Here is an 18,647-nt window from a genome sequence, read left to right as displayed (position 1 = left end):
CCATTTAAGACAGCCGGACAAGCTCGGCACCCGGCAGCTTCTCCGCCAGCAGGTCGCACACATGATCGTGGCAGGTGAGCAGTACAAGCTGTCTGCGTGACGAGAGCTCCTTCAGAACATGAATGGCCCCTTCCAGGCGGGGGCGGTCGAAGTTGACAAACAGGTCATCGAGAATCATCGGCAAATCCGCCGTTGCCGCCGCTTCATCCGCCAAGGCGAACCGCATGGAGAGGTACAGCTGCTCTGCCGTTCCGCGGCTTAGAAAGATGCTGTCGACACTCTGGCCGTCCGCCGTTTCAAGACGAATCCGTTGTTCGCCATGCTGCACGGAAATTCGGATGTATTTACCTCCGGAAATAGAATTCAAATAACGCGACGCTTCCCGCAGCACCGCCGGCTGCCGTTGTTCTTCCATAATCCGTTTCGTTCTTTTGATCATAGTCATTGCAACCGACATTACCGCATATCGGTGCATGAGCTGCTCAAGCGCCGCCGTTGTTTGTTCCCGCTCGCCGATGAGTCTCCGCCTGTCGTTATCGCGCATCAGCTGCTCAAGCCTTTGCCGCTGTCTTCCGCTCTGCTCAAGGAGGACGCTTCTTCGTTCCTCCTCTGCCGAATAAGCTATTTCCGCTTCCGACTTCATCAGCTCCAGTTGATGTGCGTCGAACTCTTCATACCACTGCGTGATCCGTTCTCTTTGCAGGGCGGATACTCCGGCTGTCAGCTGGGCATCAAGCTTATACAATTTGGAATCGATGAGGCAGAGGCGCTCCGACTGTTCTATCGCTTCAAGCCATCGCGTCTCGCCCTCCGCCTCCACTATATCAAACCACTGCTGCTGACGGCTGTATAGACGATCAAGCGCGGCTTCCTGCGTCAGCGCCTGCAGGTTTAATTGAGCAAGCTTTTCATTCAGCTCTTCCGATCGGCTGCGGGCCGCTGTATGCTTTAGCAATTCGGCTTTAAACAGCTTAAGTGCAACCGCCATATCGCCGCTGCCGCTGCCGCCGTGAGCGGCCGGAAAAGAAGCATGAAGCGATTTGACCGCAGTTTCGAACAAGCCTACCTCGCTGCCGAGAACTGCGGATTTCTCCGCTATGCGATCGCGAGCCTGCAGTCGCATCATACCTTGCTCGGCCAGATCGAACGTCTCCATCGCCGCCTCGGGCGATAGCGAGGTCGGCAGAGCTCTGTCGGCAAGCCAGCCGCGCCACCTCACCGCGACAGCATCGGCCCGCCCGGCTGCTTCCGCTGCCGCTGCTTGCCGCTCGGCTTCCAATGAGCGAAATCGCATAAGCCTGCGTGAAAGCTCCTGTCTTGCATTCAGCCGGTGTTCGCTGAAAAGCAGCTCGTCAAGACGTGCGTCAATTAAAGCGCGAAGCCAGTGGATGAAAGCCGGCTTTCTGTCGGCCGACGAGGTGGCCGCCGCTTCTTGCATATATGCTTGCATGGCTGCCTGCTGTGCGGCGTGAGCTTTGCTCCCGCCCTCCGGGTGGAATACCGCCGGGCGGCCTGAGCGGCTGCCCGGCGCGTCAAGCAGCCCTGGGCCCGCCGCAGGGTTGGCCGCGAGCAGCGCGGCTAGCGCCGCCTCCGGCTCGCGCACAAGCGCGCTAAGCGCAGCCGCGACGCGGCGCTCGGCGGCGGCAAGCCGCGCTGCCGCGGCTGCGGCCGCTTCAGCGCCGGCTGCGCTGCGCGGCGGCTGGCCGCGCCGGCCGGCGATTGCGCCGCCGGCCCCGGCGCAGCCGGTCGCGCTGCGCGCCGGCGCAGGCGCGACAGCAGCGCCGGCGCGGCTAGCGCCGCTGCGGCTGCGCCGGCAGCGACCGCTGCAGTGCGCCAGCCGGCCGCGCCAAGCAATACCGCTGCCGCGGCCATTGCTCCCGCGGCCAACCACAGCGCGGCGCGGCCTCGTCGGTTCGCCGACTCTGAGCCGCTATCGACAACTGCCGTCTGCGGCGGCGTATCGCGCTCGGTACGCAGCCGCTCAAGCTCAAGCTCCCGCCAGGCGTCCTCGAATGCCCGCGCGGCGAGCCGCAGCGCCTCAGGCGTCTCCGGCAGCAGCTCCAGCCGTTCCGCCGCCGCTCGGCGGTCGTCTTCTTGCGCGCTAGCCGGCCGCACCGACTCATCACCATTCCAACGGCTGTCGACCGTTCCGGCTGCGGCCTCAAGCTCCGCAATCTGCGCCGCCGTCTCGCTTGCCTGCTCGCGAACCTTGCGAAGCTCCGCTTCAGCGCGTTCAAGCCCTCTGTCCGCCTCCAGCATTGCAGCCCTTGTCTCTCGAACCGTTTCGCGATCGGCAACGGTTACACGCAGCGAGCGAAGCTGCTCTTCCGTCCAATCCGGCGAAATGCGCATCGTCAGACGTGCAAGGGCATCGTTGTGCTCGCGAAGCTCAGCCTCCATTTCCTTGCGTTCAAGCCGAATAGAGCTTATCCGATCAACGGACATTAGAAGCGTTTCAATTTCATCGGCACGCGCTATAACCTTATCATCATAAGAAAGTAAGGCGATTTCCCGTTCGATGCTTTCTATCGACAGCCGTAAGCCTTGAAGCTCTCCCTGCAGCCTCTCCCGATCAGCAGTGTGCAGGTCCCATCTCACACGAATATCCGCCGGAAGCCGTGCCGCCATTGCAAGGGTTTCTTTCTCCTTCATCATAGCAAGCCGCTCAACCCAAAGCGGCCAATTGTCACAGGCGCGTGCAAGCAGCATCGCACTCTCGCGAAGCCCGGGAAGCCGCCCTTCCGCCTCCTGCAGCTGAGATTCGGTAGCTGAGAGCGCCTGAGTCAGTTCATTGTATTTACTGATTCCGTCTTCCAGTCCGCGCAGCTCCGTCTCCGTTTTCTCGAGAGATTTAAGCAGCCGGTTAATTTGCTGGTTGCTCCCCCTCGGCCGAAACAGATCGTCAAGGCTGCTCCCTAGCTGCTTCTCCGTCCTGGCGATTGCCGCGCCTCCGCCCCATCCGGCGTGGTAAAGCTGTTTACCCAGCTCATCCCCTTCCAGCATTCCGATCGCCTGCAGCTCGGTAAGCGTAATTGCAAAAAGCTGCCGAAACACCCTCTCGCTCACGCCTCCAAGAAATCTTTGTTCCCAGGCCGTCTGTGGAAGCGTCTCTGTCGAGGACGAGTATTCAAGCCGGCTATCGGTTCCAGCTGCCTCATGGGCTCCGAAAAATGGACGCACGATCACCCTACCCGGCGCGTTTGCATAACGTTCCAGTACATACGATTCGCCTTCAGAGCCGCGAAAGAACAACCGCCCGCCGTGTCGTCCGCTTGCAGCAGGCTCCAGCCGCTCCGAAGGATTGGCCCGGGTCGCAAAACCGTACAGCATAGTTCGTATAAAGCTTAAAGTCGTGCTTTTTCCAGCCTCATTCCGACCGTAAATGACAGTAATCGGCGCATCAAAGCTGCACCGAAAATCACTCAGCTTGCCGAAGCCGTCCACATGCAGCCCAATCAATCTCACGTTATGTCTCTCCCTCTCCGGTATTCTGTTTGCCGGCGGATATTTCCATCTCTTCCGTCAGCAGACCGGCGGCGAGCTCCCGCGCCTGCTCAAGCCAGGACAGCGAGTACTGGTCCATATGTAATTTAATTATGCTCCGCATGCGCGGATTTGTCAGAAGAGGCGCCATCGCTTCCTCCATCAATTGCAGCCGCAGCGACTCGTCGCTTTCCATAATTTCGCTGCCGCGGATAAGCTCGCCCGAGAAGCTGTCCTCAGAGGCAATCATGCGCAGATCAAGCTCGGCGCCTGTCATCGTTTCAACCGCATAAATCCAGCACCACTGACGCCCTTCCGACTCGGCGCGCCAAGAAACGTGATTGAGCCGTTCCCGCACGCCTTCCAGCAGCTCCCGGACAACTGCGGCATCCGTAAGCTTGCCGTGCAGCCGGCCTCTGCCTTCCAGCCGTATTTTCACCATCGCCGGTCTGCCGCTGGTGCCCGAGAGTACAGCCAGCGCCGCCGCTTCCATCGAATCGATCAGCTCCTGCTCGGACTCAAGACCTCCGATAGGGACGTCCGCTGCTTCCCACCTTACTGTATCAAGGGGAACAAAGGTAAGCTCAGTTGCCTTGGACGGTTTTACGTCAACCACATAGCAGCCCTTCGCGCCGGTTTCGCGTGAATGTCTGCCCTGAGTATTGCCCGGATAGACCACATGCGGATATGTATGCAGTACAGTCCGGTTGTGGATATGTCCAAGCGCCCAATAATCAAACCCTGCTGAGGCCAGCTCCGTCAGCGTGCATGGAGCGTACGGGTCGTATGAGGGGTCTCCGTCCACATTTGCGTGAAGCAGCGCAATATGGTATGGCCCGTCCGGTTTCGGTTTATATTTGGCCGCTATATTGTCCGTTATCGCACGCGCGCCGTAAGATAGTCCGTAAACGTAAGCCGCAAGCTCGCCGTCTCTCCGGTAAGCGGGCATACTTTCTACCTGCTCAGCGCCAAAAGTAACCACGGACTCCGGCCACGACAAATTCGCCCGGCTCCCTGATAAATGATCGTGATTGCCGTGAATAACAAACAACTGCACACCATGGGCGTGCAGCTGCTGCCATTCCCGCTGCAGCGCAAGCTGAGCGCGCAGCGACCGGTCGGAGGAATCATATAAATCTCCGGCAATAACGACAAAATCCACTTTCATGTTAATAGCGGTTTCCACCAGCCGGCTGACCGCGTCAAAGGTCGAAGACATAAGCGCATCTCGCACATATGCAGGCGTATCCGTAAGCCCCCGGAACGGACTGTCTACATGCAGATCCGCTGCATGAATAAAGCGAAACGGGACGCTCATTTTTTTCCTCCTAAAATTTTTCGCCAGAAAAATACTTCGAAAGCCAATGCTGAGTTATTCGTGATCTTCTCCGGTAAGCTTCTCCGAATTAACGAATAACTCACCTCGGAAGCATAACCATAATTTTTCGCCAGAAAAATACTTCGAAAGCCAATGCTGAGTTATTCGTGATCTTCTCCGGTAAGCTTCTCCGAATTAACGAATAACTCACCTCGGAAGCATAACCATAATTTTTCGCAAGAAAAATACCGGCATTTCTGAAGCATTCTTCACGGCGACTCCTGCGCTGCCGGATTAGTTTCGGTATAAACCTGCTTCAGCTGAGCGATAACCCGCTGCAGAGAATATACTTTCTTTGCCTTATTCCATGCAGCCCGTGCGAGATTGTACCGGAAGCTCGGATCCGTTACAACTTTCTCCAAAGCGTCGCATAGCGCCGCCGGATCCTCCGAAGGCACCAACAAACCGTTAACTCCGTCATCGATCTGCTCCGCGATACCGCCGACATTCGTTCCGACTAATGCAAGCCAGCATAAGGCCGCTTCGGCAAACACCGATCCGAACGCCTCGGCACGCGACGGCAGTACGAATACATCGAAGAACGGCATAAATTCCTCGGGATGGAGCATGTAACCGTAGAAAATGATATCATCATATAAGTTCAACTGAAGCGCAAGCTGCTCAAGCTCCTGACGAATCGGTCCGTCTCCGATGATATGAAGCACGAACGTATGGCCGCGCGCATTTAATTCCGCACATGCATGCAGCAGTATATCAAGCCCTTTCGCTGGGACAAGGCGGCAAACGGTGATCAGCTGTACAACTTCATTCTCATGCGAGATGGGCTTGAAGCGTTTCTCATCGAACCCGTTCGGGATTACCTGAATCGCGTCTGCCTTCTTCACATAAGGGCTCATATACTGCCGAAAGGACTCCGAGACCGTCAAGAGACGGTCCGCTTTGGCTTCCAGCTCGCCATATACAGACGTAAGGAAGCGGTGCTCGAGCCCGTCTTCGGCAATTCTGCCATTCAGCATGAGCTCCCGCTCATAGCTTGAATGAATGGTCATAATAAGCGGGGTATCCGGATAAAGCCGCTTCATAACAAGCGCTGCGATCGGGTGGTGCGCGTGAATCAGATCGTACGTTTTGTTGATACGCAGCTTTGTCCACCACACATAATCGCGATATGTTTGCAAATATTTATCGACAACCGGGTTTCCTTCATATAACCGAACGTCAAATGTGTCAAAGGTCACCTCTTCCTGACCTTTTCCCCGGACACGCTTGGGCAAGGAAAATAGTTCCATGTGCCAACCGATTCTATTAAATCTCTCCTGTACATAAGGAATCATAGAGGACACCCCGCCCGGCTGTTCCGGCGGAAAAAACAAAGCTTGCAATATATTCATGTCCTGCCCTCCTCGGCAAACACGCTTCTGACTCTTCTTTTCGACCTGCCAAAAACATGATATACTAGAACGTATGTTTCTGTAAAGCTGCTCTCTAGAGGCATTGAAACCTTACCAAGTAAAATGACACTCTCATCCAGGTGGTTAAAACATGACGATAATCCAATGGCTCGCCGGCTCAACCGGGCAAACTTTCGCTTCCGCTTGCGTGATGACGATTCTCGTCCTTATGCTGTTTGTTTCCATCCGGCTGTATAAAAGCTACCGAAGAAACAAAACGCACCGCTTACTTATAATCGCGCTCCCTATCGTCATTTTACAACAAGCGGCGCTTGTCAGTCTCTCCTTCCCGGGATTATCGCGATCGCCATATTTGCATTTGACTTATCCGGTAACGGGACTTCTTTCATTTATTATTATAAACTTTGTTTTCATGAAATTGTATACTCAGCCGTCATCCCGGCTCAAAGGCATGCCGTTTCTGTTCATGATTGCCGGACTTATCGCCGTTACGGCGGGACAGATTACACTGACGCCGGACATGATGAACCATGCCGTGGATGAGAACGGGCTGCCGATTCTCGCTTTGGATTTCTACGGGCTGGTGCTGAATTTGGCTATCCTGCTTAATTCCCGCGGCATTCAGCAGCGCCTGAGTTACTCTGCGAGCCTGATCGTTTATTTTTTATATCAGCTCTCCGACCTTGCCGATAATTATGTCTTTCACAACAGCGTCCCGATGCTTGTTATCTTGGGCAATCTGCTGCCTGTCATCTATTATACGCTGTTATTCCTGCTCCTGTTCGACTGGGTGCTGGAGCGGCTGCTGATGACGTTCCAATCGTCTATCACGGACGGGCTGACGAGCTTATATAACCGCCGTTATTTCAATAAGAAAGCCGAGCAAATGCTTCGGGAAACGAAACGAATTGCGATTATCTTCTGCGATATCGATAATTTCAAGAAGCTTAACGATACACAGGGCCACCATAAAGCTGACGGCGTGCTTAAGCAGATTGCCGATATCATTAGAGAAGAAACCTCCGGTATTGGCAGTGCCGGACGTTACGGAGGCGAAGAGCTTCTCGGGCTTGTGGCCGCTCCCGGGGTGAAGGCCGAGGAAGTGGCCGAAACGATACGAAGCCGCGTAGAGAAGGAGAGCCCTGTAACGATCAGCGTCGGCGTAAGCATTTCAAGAGAAGGGTCGGGAGTCGAGGAGGTCGTCAAACAAGCTGACGAAGCCATGTACCAATCCAAAATATCCGGAAAAAATAAAGTGACCCTGCATCAATCCATGCAGCGCAGCCGCTCACGCGGTGGCGACGGCTCCTCTAAAAAGAATATACAGTCCTAGATATTCGATTATCGTTCCTTCCATTAAAAAAAGCTGCTCACCGCCGGAACTAAATACGGGAGAGCAGCTTTATATTATTTTCTCTTATAAGCAATCGGATCTTCCAGACCCGCCTCGGCAAATCCTTTAAGCCGCAAGCGGCAGCTGTCGCATTCTCCGCAGGCTTCAGCTTCGCCGTTATAACAAGAGGTTGTCAGGCGGTAAGGTACTTTCATTCTCGTCCCCTCGCGGATAATATCCGCCTTCGTTAATCTTATGAGCGGAGTCTCAATAGTAATCGGCTTCCCTTCAACCCCGACCTTCGTTGCGGTCGCAATCACCTCTTCGACTTTGGCGATGAACTCCGGACGGCAGTCCGGGTATCCGCTGTAATCAAGTGCGTTCACACCGATGTAAATCGCTTCCGCTCCTACCGCTTCCGCATAGGAAGTAGCGATCGAGAGGAAGAGCAGATTCCTCCCAGGAACGTAAGTAACCGGAATTTCACCTACCTGCTCTACCTCAGGCAATTCGCCAGTCAGCGGAACGTCAATAGAATCATCGGTAAGCGCGCTGCCTCCGAAGTCGCGTAAAAAGCCAAGCTCAATCAGCTTTAGCCGGTCTAGGACACCATAATGCTCCGCTACGCTTCTCGCGTTATTCAGCTCAATCCGGTGCCGCTGACCATAGTCGAAGGTAATCGGGTACAGCTCGAACCCTTCTTCCCTCGCATAACCCATACATGTCGTGCTGTCTAATCCGCCGCTTAATATAATGACCGCTTTCTTTGTCGTACCGTTCATTGATGAAACTCCTTTCCTATACACCGCGCTTCGCCGGGTCCCAAATGATTTTATGCAGCTGCATGTTCAGCTTTACTCCTGATAAACCGCCGGCAAGCATCTTCTCGACAAGCCGCGCCGGGGGCATCGTCTCCCACACGGGACTGAAAAGCGGCAGTGCCGCGGTCGGATAAGCGCGCAGCGTTTCCACCGCCGCATCGAAGTCGCGATCGCTTGCAATGACGAATTTAACTTCGTCCCGGGCTCGCAGCAGCGCGAAATTGCCATGCAGCATGGCTTCGTTCTCACCGGAATCCGGCAGCTTATAATCCATTATATATCTCGCCTTCTCAGACTCTACTTCAGAGAGAAAAGGCTTCAGATCAATCGCTCCGTTCGTCTCCACATGCACATCCTTCACACGGTCGATCGCACAGAGCGCCTTCAGAAGCGATGCCGAGCGCTCGCCGTATAGAAGCGGTTCCCCGCCTGTCAGGCAAATATGCTCGGAACGGTACTGTTCTTCCACCTGCCGTACGATATCTCCGATCTGCATCGTAAACTCCGCTTCCGCAGGCGGATAGCTGTACTTCGTATCGCACCAGACACAGCGCAGATTACAGCCGAATAAACGTACAAAAACGGTCGGAAACCCGGCACGCGTGCCTTCGCCCTCGACCGTTTCGAATATCTCCACCATTGGCAGCCGGATTGACATCGGATCGCGGCTTTCCCGCTCATTGTCAGTCTTCATGGTCATACGCCTCCATCATCGACCTTGTGACTGCCGCATAGCTGGTCGGCGTTTCCCACAAACGAATTTCTTCAATGCGAATATTCGGGTAATGGCCCTCCTCAAGCAATGCCGCATCGAGCTGTTCGTACATCCATACGACCATATTCTCGGCGGAAGTGTTCATCGGAGGCAAAGCTTCGTTCAAATAACGATGATCGAGTTGATCAAGAATCCGCTCCTTGGCGATCCGCTTCATATCGGCAAAATCTATCGTAATGCCCCGCGCATCCGTTTTGCCGGAGAGAATCGTCTGCAGCTTGTACGTATGTCCGTGCAGGCTCTTGCATTTGCCCTCGTATAAATGAAGGTGGTGCGCGCTGTCAAAAGTAAATTCCTTGGAAACCAGGACCCGCTTGTTATGATAGCGGAGCTGATGTTCTTCAATATCTTCGCCGAACCGTTGTATGCGTTTCGAAATATCGTACGTCACGTTTCACACCTCACCCTATGCAATAAGGCCATTATAGCATGGGAGATAAGCAGCGACAATGAGAGGGGCATTCAGGTTTGACTTAAAGCGCGTACGGGTTCTTTCTTCCGTGCGTCAGCATTCGTTTTGTTGATTGGCTGGCATAACTCCGCGCATTCCCGAAATGCGAAATGTCTGCAGCCCTTACATAGATCCTTATCCAGCCGGTTTAACGCATAATTGAGTCCTTGGCCGGTATGTTCAAAGTAATTCCCTGCGCCGATTTTATCATACAGTCCGGATTTGATCATCATGTCCTTCGGCTGCTGCCGGATACCGGTTACCAGTAGCTTACCGCCATTCTTCTTAATCCGTTCCGTAATCCCGGCCAATATGTCATTACCGCTTGTATCCAGGTAAGGAACCTTACTCATGCGAAGGATCACTGTCTTGGAACCGGATTTCAATTCGTGATCGATCGATTCTTCGATCGCTTGAGTCGTGGCGAAGAAAAGGGGACCTTCCAACGTGAGCATGCTGATTTGCGGGCATCCCCTGCCATTAGCAATCCGTGCAGGTACAACCTTCTCTTTTACCGGATCCGGCGATACTTTGACAACAGCATGTACCGAAATCATTTGCTTGATAAACAGAATGATAGCAATGGCCAGTCCGAATTCAACTGCGGTCACCAAATCGACGAGCACCGTCAATACAAACGTCAGCACCAATACTATCGAATCGTAAGATTTCACTTTTAAAATGTGCGCAAATTCCTTGCGCTCGCTCATATTCCATGCTACAACCATCAAGATCGGCGCCATGCTTGCCATAGGAATGCTTGATGCGAGTGGTGCGAACAGCAGAAGCACCGCCAGCACGACCAAGCTGTGCACCATTCCCGCTACCGGAGACACACCGCCGTTCTTAATATTGGTGGCCGTCCGGGCTATTGCTCCAGTTGCTGCAATTCCGCCAAATAGCGGTGTAATCATATTGGCAATGCCTTGACCGATCAGCTCGCGATTGCTGTTATGCTTCTTTCCCGTCATCCCATCTGCAACCACTGCGCAAAGCAGCGATTCAATCGCTCCGAGCATCGCAATAACAAAAGCCGGAGGAATCAAATAAATGATCGTGTCCAAGGTTAAATGCGGAATCTGAAGGGTTGGCAATGAACTCGGGATACCGCCGAATTTGCTTCCGATAGTCGCTACTTGCTCCGGATAGAAGAATGCTGCGATCAGTGTGGAAACGAGAAGTCCGAGAAGCGCCCCCGGAACCTTTGGCAGAAACCGCATCGATAGAAGAATTACCCCGAGACAAACCCCTGCAGTCAGGAGACTGTACCCGTTAACGGTACCGATATGCCTGAAGATCTCGACTATATTCTGATGAAAATATTCATGCTTCTTTACGCCTTCCAGACCAAAAAAATCCGATATCTGCCCGGAAAAAATGATGACGGCGATACCGGTCGTAAAACCGACTGTCACCGGTTTAGGAAAGAATTTAATGATCGTTCCGATTCTGAGCAGCCCCATAAGGACAAGCATAACTCCTGCCATAAAACCGGCTATGATCAAATTCACATATCCGTATTGCATTACTATACCAAATAATACCGGAACAAATGCACCGGTCGGCCCGCTGATGGAAAACCTCGAACCGCCCAGTAATGAGGTCAGAAACCCGGCGATAATCGCCGTATAGATGCCATATTCCGGTTTCACTCCGCTGGCGATGGCGAATGCCATAGCGAGCGGAATTGCAATGATTCCCACAATCAAACCGGCCAGGAGATCTTTCCGCAGATGAACGTACGAGTAGTTTTTGAACCTGTCGCCCAGCAGTAACTTAATCATAAGACCCCATCCAGCTTAAACCTATATTGATATCCGTTCACGACTTGTTCCAATTTTCCGTTATGGGGGTTGATAACCAGCCCGTGCACAGGAATGCCGCATTCTGCCAAAAGGGGGTGATTGGCGATCGTATTTGCAGAGGCCACCACGTTGTCATATACATTATCGAAATTATCCAGCCACCGGTTAAATTTGATTCCGGTTCTCTCGGCCAATTGTATCGAGTGTTCGGAAACCCCGCGCTCCTTAAGCTTTTCTATAAACGCATCCTGATGCAGACATTGCATTCCGCAGTCATGGTGTGCGACTACTACGACTTCATCAGCCTGCAGCATATGAACCGCGACAAGAATGGATTGCATGACGGAGCCGAAGGGATCACGCACTTGCCCGCCGGCTACCTTGATCATAATGGCTTGTCCCTGTTCGATTCCCATCGCCTGCTCAAGAAGGCCGACCAGCCGGGTATCCATACAAGAGAGGATGACTAACCTTTTGTCGGGGAATTTGGTAGTTTGATACTTTTCGTACTCTTTGGCGTCAATGAAGTTACCATTTACTTGCAATATTTCATCTAACCTATTGTTTCTATCCACTCCTAATTCCTCCCATTCATAGTTATTCGCTTATACGTTATCAACCCCTGAACCCACTGTCTATCGTTTCAGGACGACTGGCTGCTTGTAACGGATAAACAAAAGGATTGAGCGGACGAGCGGATCGATCGCTGACGCCTAGTGGATCTGCAGCCTCTTATATAAGCTGGATAAATGATTCCGGCTTACAAAGGCCATTTTCGAGGTATTTTTAAAAAACACCACATAGGTTTGGCCCGAAGGCTCAATGCGGCTGATGTGCTTGATATTGATAATGTAGCTCTTGTGGGTACGCAAAAAAATGGACGGGTCAAGTCTTGCTTCGAGAGTTTTAAGCGGCTCCAACGTCCTGATTTCTACCGTCGGTTTTCTCCCTAACATAATTTGTGTAGATTTATTCTGCGCACTGACGAAGATGATTTCTTCCTGGTCTATGACTTCCACGATGTTCCGGTTTCGTATGCTTAACCGGGGAAGGGACTGCGTTTGCGCGGCAGTAAAGGATTTGTCAATAAGCTTTAGGCATTGGTATAACCGCTCTTCAGAAAAGGGTTTTACAACATAATCAACAGCTTCGATGTCATAGGCAAGAGACGCAAAATCAGAAGTGCCTGTAATAAACACGATACGCAATTCAGGAAATTGCAAACGCAGCTCCTTGGCAGCCGTGTAGCCGTCTCCACCCGGCATATCAATATCCGCAAACAAAACTTGGGGCCGCAGGCTTTGGACCTGCGTTTTCGTTTCTTTTCCCGACTCAGTTTCGGCGAGGATATTAAATCCGTTTTCATCCAGGAAAGCAGCCAATTGTTTACGTATTTTCTCGTTGTCTTCGGCAATCACTACGTTGTAGGACATTTCTTCTCCTCCTTAAATCTCTTCTTTTCCGAAAAAGGAATAAAAATGGAAAATGTTGTGCCACAGCTCCGGTCGCTTTCAATTTCGATATGTCCCTGGTATTTGGAAACGATACGTTTAACGGTAAGCAGACCAAGACCTTGATGACCTTCCTTAGTTGTATAGCCTTCCTGAAACACTTTATCGGTGCTGTTTTCCTCAATCCAGGAATTAGGGTTAAGTATACGAAACACAAGGAACGAGTTAAGCATTCGGTCTATCGTGACATGAATGATTCGCCTGCCGGGTGGAGCTTTCATTTCCTCCTCGATCGCGTTATCAAGCAGATTTCCCAAAATTTGAACCAATTCGAAAGAGATCATCTCAATGGCGGGGATTGATGTAAATGCCTGAACATTTATCGTGACGTGATGAACCTGTGCGATTTCTTTTTTTGCCTGCAACAGCGCGGCAACCGGAGCGTGATTTAGATGCAGCATTGCCTGCTGGGATTGCAGTTCGATATTCAATTCTTTCAGATACCCGGATACCTCCTCATATTCCTTCCGATGAACTAATCCGGAGATAACCTGCAGATGGTTGTGGTGATCATGCCGCTGAGCACGGACCGAGGAAATTAATTCCTCTATATTCTTCAAATAAACACCTTCCGTTTGTTCGGTGGTTTGAAGTTCAAGTCTTTTTCCAAATGAATTAAGCAAATATATGGTTATTGCCATAATTCCGATCGAAATGAGCGACACGACAAGAAAATAATCGTCAAAATGTTCTTCTAAATTTGAATTTCGAATGCTGGTCAGGTTGATCAGATTTTGTATGACGAACATAATCATGAGCGCGACTACGTAATTCGTGTACTCTGTATGACGGGCTGTAAACCATTTTAGAAAGGTAATTTTTTTCACATAGAAGTAAAATCCGATTGCAAACAGCAAAAAGTCTGCGCCTAACGTGATTAACAGTTCTCGTATCGAATATTCTAATAACTCCTCTCGGTAATGAGGCGAAGTAATATCTCTGAAATGGATCATCATGCTCTCCATCATGGTATGAACGGCCGACTGGGAGAGGCTCATAAGAGCAGCGACACTCCAAGAGAAGGGAAAAAGATTTTTGAATAAGAACATATTGAAAACGATGGTGGCTATCACTGACAATTCAATTGGAACTTTGAAGATGAGCATTGAATGCGTGAATAGAGAGACAAGAAAAATAAACCAGACGATCTGCTTCTTGAATCGGGTCCAATCGATGCCAAATAAGGAAAAACTCAAAAACAAATAAACAAACACTTCGGGTATGGAGAGCAAAAACGCCGTCAATCCGGTTCCTCCTACTGCACATGAAAATGGCCTACTACTCATTACATACCAAAAATTCACATGATAATAGGTATTTTAGTCCTAAATATCTTACATTTTCATTACATTATGTCTGATTCCACTTGAGTATTTTCCCGCTTGAACGAAAAAAGCGGGCTCCACTTGACGTGAAAGCCCGCATGTATGAGTAGAAAAAAATTACTTTCCAATGTTGTAACTCCGATATTGTCCGTCTATACCGATTTCCAAAGCGTTAAGCTGCATACCAAAGGCGCATCCGCCGTCGATCCCGATTTTACCGTTGCCGAACCAAATATCCGGTACCCCGTGAATGTCTTTTGTTCTCGTATGTCCGAATATAACCGTTTTACCCACTACCGTAGGTTTGCTGAGGAAAGGCTCTTTCAAATACAAAAAATCATGCGTTGGCTGCCGCTTCCAGTCGGGATACTCGGGGTTTATTCCGGCATGCACGTAAATATGATTGCAATCCTCTTCGTAATAGGGAAGGCTGTTCAAAAATTCGATATGGTGTCTATAATGTTTGTTAATAGCAGCAATCGCTTCCTTAACCATTGCGGCATCCACTTCATTCTCGTCGTAATCGCAGTCCAAATAACTTAAGACCGTCGCCTTTCCTCCATGGGCGAGAAACTTCTCAGTGATGGACGAGCTTCCGTCCCTCACGAGGTCGACAAGTCTCTGATCGTGATTCCCTTTCAGTACAATCGCTCCATGCCCGTCCCTAAGCGAAATAAGCCGCTCGACAACCTCCTTACTGTGAGGGCCGCGATCGACGTAATCGCCGATAATGAGGAGTTGATCCTCCAGGGAATTATATTCCACCTTCTCCAACAGGTTGACAAACTCCTTAAAGCATCCATGTATATCGCTAATGACCAGCTTCCGTTTCATCAATAATTCCGCCTTTCACTCACGACAGTGACCGGATCCACCAACTATGCCCTGAGTTCAATCGTTGAAAAAATAATCGTTAGATCGTAAGCCGTCCGTCTAAGACTGTCACGGCTTGGCCGGTAATGTATACGCGATCGGCAGAGGCGCGAATAAGGAGGGTGCCTCCTCTTGCAGAGGCTTGAAACGCTCTCAGCACATCCTTGTGCAGCCGGCGCTGCCAATAGGGGGCGAGAGCACAGTGGGCTGATCCCGTCACCGGATCTTCGTTAATTCCAACGGCAGGGAAAAAAGCGCGGGAGACGAAGTCGCAGCTCTCACGCGAACCGGCGTCGGACCGGCTTGTTACGATCACGCCGCGCGAATCAACCTTTGAGAGCAGCGTATAATCAGGCCGAAGCGTCCTTACCGTATTCTCGCTATCCACTTCGACCAGGTAATCCATTCGGTTCCGTCCTACGAAACGCGGAATGAGACCGAGCGCTTCCACAAGCTCTTCCGGCGCTGTCGTCTGTTCCACCGGCTCAGACGGGAAATTCATCGTTATTCCATCATTCGAACGCTCCGCGGTCAGCAGCCCGCTCTTGGTGTGGAAGGCAGCTTGCTCATCGTACTTGAGATGACCATTCTCCCACAAATAATGCGCGCTGGCGAGCGTCGCATGGCCGCACAAATCGACTTCGGAGATAGGCGTAAACCATCGAAGATCGTACCCTCCATTCTTGCTCAGAACAAGAAAGGCCGTTTCTGAAAGGTTCATTTCCGCGGCAACCTGCTGCATCCATCCGTCCTCCGGCTCGTTCTCAAGCAAACAGACCGCGGCCGGATTGCCTTTAAATTTCTCAGACGTAAAAGCATCGATAATGGCAAGTGGTATGGACATTGGCTGAAACCTCCTATATTAGCCGGGATATGGACGTAAGCGCCCGAATTGCTATGATTTAATTGTTGCGCCTGACTCACGGGCGCCGGCCGACCGGCTTCCTCCGATTTTTCGGTTTACGATGATAATGCCTAAACTGACGAGCGTTAATGCTGCCAGCACTACCGCATGGAGCGGCTCCGACAGCAGCATCGCCGATTCCAATACGCCGAAAACCGGGATAAGAAAGAGATACATCGATACGCTGCCTACACGGTTATACTTCATGACATTATTCCAAAGCATGAACCCCGCCGCGGATACGAAGGATAAGTGAAGGAGCATAAGAGACGAGCGCCAATCGAAATCGAACGGCGCGAGTCCGGTTTTCCATGCCGGAATCGCGCACAATATTATTCCGCCTATGATCATTTGATAGCCGTTCAGGTAGGAGATGCTGTAAGTCGCCGCACCCCGCCTCGAGAGCAAATTCGCACACGCATTGAACAGTGCCGAACCCATAAGCAGCAGCTCTCCCGGTGAGAAGGCCCACCCGCTGCCGGCCTCCCTCGAGATGCCAAGCACCGACAGGCCTGCAAAACCAACAAGAAGTCCAACTCCTTTATATCCGTTCAACCGGTCATCACGATAAAAAAAATGGGCCAGCACGATTTGAAAGAACGAAATCGTTCCCGCAATCACTGCACCCACCACACCTGCGCTCATCGACATGCCCGTATAAAAAAACGTGTACTGCAGCACCGTTTGAAGCAGTGCGATGGCAGTAAGCATCTTCCAGCTCCCCGGCAGGTAACTCAGACTTTCACGCCTGAAGAACATGTACACAAAAATAAGAATGCCTGCCAAGGTAAACCTGTAGCCCGCAAACATTAACAGCTTCAGCGTTTCACCGGCCTTAATATCGAGTGCCGCATAGCTTAATTTAAGAAAAGGATACGCGCTGCCCCACAGCAGCGTCGCGCTCACGGAAGCCGCGATGATGCCAAGGGGATGCGTAAAAAACCGGGCTGCAGTCATTGATGTCTGTTTCTCCTTCTGTTAGCGCGGAAGGCCGCTCGCTCATTACTGCTCTTCAATCGGAATGAGCAGATCGACCGGTTCCTCCTCCAAATGCTCGTCAATATAAAATATTTCGATCGCAACGGCGTTGTCCCGTTTAACCAGCTTCTGCTCCTGCATCCAGGCCGACAAGGTTTCGTAGCCTTCGCCGATTCGTTTATTGGTGCATGTAATCATGGCATATGTCCGTTCAGGAATTGTAAACTGAACCATGCCCTTCGGAATAATCTCCATACGGGCGATCTCAAAGCTGGCCCAATAGGTAGCGAAAACCTCGTTACCGAAGTAAGGACTGTACAGCGCGGTAGATCTCACTTCTCCGTTTAACTCGTGTTTTCTAGAGAGAAACTCGCTATGCAAAAGGATCGCTTCATCCGGAAACGTCGAATACGGACCGCAATAACTGATACCGACCAGGTTTAACGCTGGTTTAGTAACTACCGTGCAATTGTCCATCGCGAATTACCTCCCACTTGGATTGGTGAAGATAAAGGCACGCTGACATTGGCCTACGCTTATACATACCCTTTTTTAGTGTACCATGACCATGCCCTTTTATGGTATATTTTTTCTTTTCGTCAATAGACCAGATGAATCAGAGTTTGCTTAAGATTATCTTTGTTCTCCTTCAGCCAATAATCTCTGGCTGACATTTGTGCGATAATAAAGGTAAAATGATCCTTCACGGCTTTTCCTGAGTAATACTGTCCAATATAAATACATAACAAAGAAAGATAATATAAACGTATCAGATTCGGAATCATGTCGATTTCCGCCATAGATAATTTCATATATGCAGAATAGGCTTTTAAAAAAATCTCCAGATAATCTAACGTACGGTCTTCAAACTGCAGCAGATGATTGATACAGATTGCAGGCTCGAACGCCCGGATATCGATAGAAGCAAAATCAAAATCCAGTACTCCGTTCATTTTACCATTATTACCGATGAGTAAATTAAAAATCAGCAAGTCATGATGAACGATTTGATGAGGTAGATGAGACAGAAGAATATGTTCAGGCTGGAATTGATCGAGGAGATTTCTGAATAGTGCCATATGAGAGTCATCAACAACAAACGGCGGGTTCAGAAGAAATTGTGCAACTGTCTCCTCGCTGCTCAGCGGATGAAGATCATAGAACCGGCTGAACTGAATCGCCGGTGTGTGCAAATCCGTTTGAAACTCCTCAAACGCTTTGGAGATTTCACCGACTGTCCTTCCCATTTCCTTGACATCATTCGAAGAATTTATATCGGGTATAACCCCTTCAATGAACGGAACGACCGAACCTAACCGGTTACCCTGCAACTCCACATATTTATGTCCACTTCGAGTTGGTAGAAAGCCCGGTACTTTAAACGATAAATCACAGTTTTCCAGAAATGTAACAAGCTCGATCTCAAAAAGCAGATTTTCCAGGTTTTTTGTATGCCTGTCATATATTCTCGCTATGTATTTGCGGTCTTTTACCGTGATGATTCGGGAGAAATTCGTTAATCCAAAAGGCACGGGTTCAGTACTGTAATCAAGATCGCCAAAATATTTGGAGATAAGTTCCCGAAACAAAGATTCCACAGTTAGTTCCTCTTTCTACCGTCTGTTAATAAGAGATTC

General features: G+C 50.8%; 17 protein-coding genes. 1 reads left to right on the top strand and 16 read right to left on the bottom strand.

The features are described from left to right. Positions 1–4: 4 nt before the first annotated feature. The 4 genes from KZ483_RS11790 to KZ483_RS11775 all read right to left on the bottom strand — a co-directional run bounded on the left by KZ483_RS11790 (position 5) and on the right by KZ483_RS11775 (position 6,213). On the bottom strand, positions 5–1,603 hold the full coding sequence (locus tag KZ483_RS11790) for an ATP-binding protein (RefSeq protein WP_220352827.1): 1,599 nt from the start codon (positions 1,601–1,603) through the stop codon (positions 5–7). After that, the gene (locus KZ483_RS11785; protein ID WP_220352826.1) at positions 1,579–3,465 is read right to left on the bottom strand and encodes an AAA family ATPase; all 1,887 of its coding nucleotides are present in this window, start codon (positions 3,463–3,465) and stop codon (positions 1,579–1,581) included. The genes KZ483_RS11790 and KZ483_RS11785 overlap by 25 nt, the downstream gene beginning before the upstream one ends. Before the next feature lies 1 nt (position 3,466). Continuing rightward, on the bottom strand, positions 3,467–4,801 hold the full coding sequence (locus KZ483_RS11780) for a metallophosphoesterase family protein (RefSeq protein WP_220352825.1): 1,335 nt from the start codon (positions 4,799–4,801) through the stop codon (positions 3,467–3,469). Between the two features lie 269 nt (positions 4,802–5,070). After that, complete coding sequence (locus tag KZ483_RS11775) at positions 5,071–6,213, bottom strand: glycosyltransferase family 4 protein (protein ID WP_220352824.1); 1,143 nt, start codon at positions 6,211–6,213, stop codon at positions 5,071–5,073. Between the two features lie 151 nt (positions 6,214–6,364). On the opposite strand from KZ483_RS11775, the gene KZ483_RS11770 reads away from it, so the two are divergent. After that, a complete protein-coding gene (locus KZ483_RS11770; RefSeq protein WP_220352823.1) occupies positions 6,365–7,567 on the top strand; it encodes a GGDEF domain-containing protein in 1,203 nt (400 codons plus the stop codon). A gap of 74 nt (positions 7,568–7,641) precedes the next feature. Here the strand turns inward: KZ483_RS11770 and queC are convergent, their stop codons facing one another. The 12 genes from queC to KZ483_RS11710 form a co-directional block, all read right to left on the bottom strand. Further along, on the bottom strand, positions 7,642–8,349 hold the full coding sequence (gene queC, locus KZ483_RS11765; protein WP_220352822.1) for a 7-cyano-7-deazaguanine synthase QueC: 708 nt from the start codon (positions 8,347–8,349) through the stop codon (positions 7,642–7,644). A gap of 16 nt (positions 8,350–8,365) precedes the next feature. Beyond that, positions 8,366–9,082 (bottom strand): 7-carboxy-7-deazaguanine synthase QueE, encoded by a 717-nt coding sequence (locus KZ483_RS11760; protein WP_220352821.1) that lies wholly within the window; start codon positions 9,080–9,082, stop codon positions 8,366–8,368. Further along, positions 9,072–9,554, bottom strand: coding sequence for a 6-carboxytetrahydropterin synthase QueD (gene queD, locus KZ483_RS11755; RefSeq protein WP_220352820.1), 483 nt, complete (start codon positions 9,552–9,554; stop codon positions 9,072–9,074). Before queD ends, KZ483_RS11760 begins: the two co-directional genes overlap by 11 nt. Positions 9,555–9,625: 71 nt before the next feature. Further along, on the bottom strand, positions 9,626–11,398 hold the full coding sequence (locus KZ483_RS11750) for a SulP family inorganic anion transporter (protein ID WP_220352819.1): 1,773 nt from the start codon (positions 11,396–11,398) through the stop codon (positions 9,626–9,628). After that, the gene (locus KZ483_RS11745) at positions 11,395–11,994 is read right to left on the bottom strand and encodes a beta-class carbonic anhydrase (protein ID WP_220352818.1); all 600 of its coding nucleotides are present in this window, start codon (positions 11,992–11,994) and stop codon (positions 11,395–11,397) included. Before KZ483_RS11745 ends, KZ483_RS11750 begins: the two co-directional genes overlap by 4 nt. 138 nt (positions 11,995–12,132) lie before the next feature. After that, the gene (locus tag KZ483_RS11740) at positions 12,133–12,852 is read right to left on the bottom strand and encodes a LytR/AlgR family response regulator transcription factor (RefSeq protein ID WP_220352817.1); all 720 of its coding nucleotides are present in this window, start codon (positions 12,850–12,852) and stop codon (positions 12,133–12,135) included. After that, on the bottom strand, positions 12,837–14,174 hold the full coding sequence (locus KZ483_RS11735; RefSeq protein ID WP_220352816.1) for a sensor histidine kinase: 1,338 nt from the start codon (positions 14,172–14,174) through the stop codon (positions 12,837–12,839). The genes KZ483_RS11740 and KZ483_RS11735 overlap by 16 nt, the downstream gene beginning before the upstream one ends. A 198-nt stretch (positions 14,175–14,372) precedes the next feature. Beyond that, complete coding sequence (locus KZ483_RS11730) at positions 14,373–15,089, bottom strand: metallophosphoesterase family protein (protein ID WP_220352815.1); 717 nt, start codon at positions 15,087–15,089, stop codon at positions 14,373–14,375. Positions 15,090–15,168: 79 nt separating this feature from the next. Continuing rightward, a complete protein-coding gene (locus KZ483_RS11725; RefSeq protein ID WP_220352814.1) occupies positions 15,169–15,972 on the bottom strand; it encodes a PhzF family phenazine biosynthesis protein in 804 nt (267 codons plus the stop codon). Between the two features lie 51 nt (positions 15,973–16,023). After that, positions 16,024–16,989 carry a DMT family transporter gene (locus KZ483_RS11720; protein ID WP_220352813.1) on the bottom strand — a complete coding sequence of 322 codons (966 nt, stop codon included), beginning with the start codon at positions 16,987–16,989 and terminating at the stop codon, positions 16,024–16,026. A gap of 45 nt (positions 16,990–17,034) precedes the next feature. Continuing rightward, on the bottom strand, positions 17,035–17,487 hold the full coding sequence (locus tag KZ483_RS11715) for a GyrI-like domain-containing protein (RefSeq protein ID WP_220352812.1): 453 nt from the start codon (positions 17,485–17,487) through the stop codon (positions 17,035–17,037). Positions 17,488–17,609: 122 nt separating this feature from the next. Further along, complete coding sequence (locus KZ483_RS11710; RefSeq protein ID WP_220352811.1) at positions 17,610–18,608, bottom strand: phosphotransferase enzyme family protein; 999 nt, start codon at positions 18,606–18,608, stop codon at positions 17,610–17,612. Between the last annotated feature and the right edge of the window lie 39 nt (positions 18,609–18,647).

The sequence above is a fragment of the Paenibacillus sp. sptzw28 genome, from assembly GCF_019550795.1.
Classification (GTDB): Bacteria; Bacillota; Bacilli; order Paenibacillales; family Paenibacillaceae; genus Paenibacillus_Z.
This window is presented reverse-complemented; position numbering and strand designations above follow the sequence as displayed.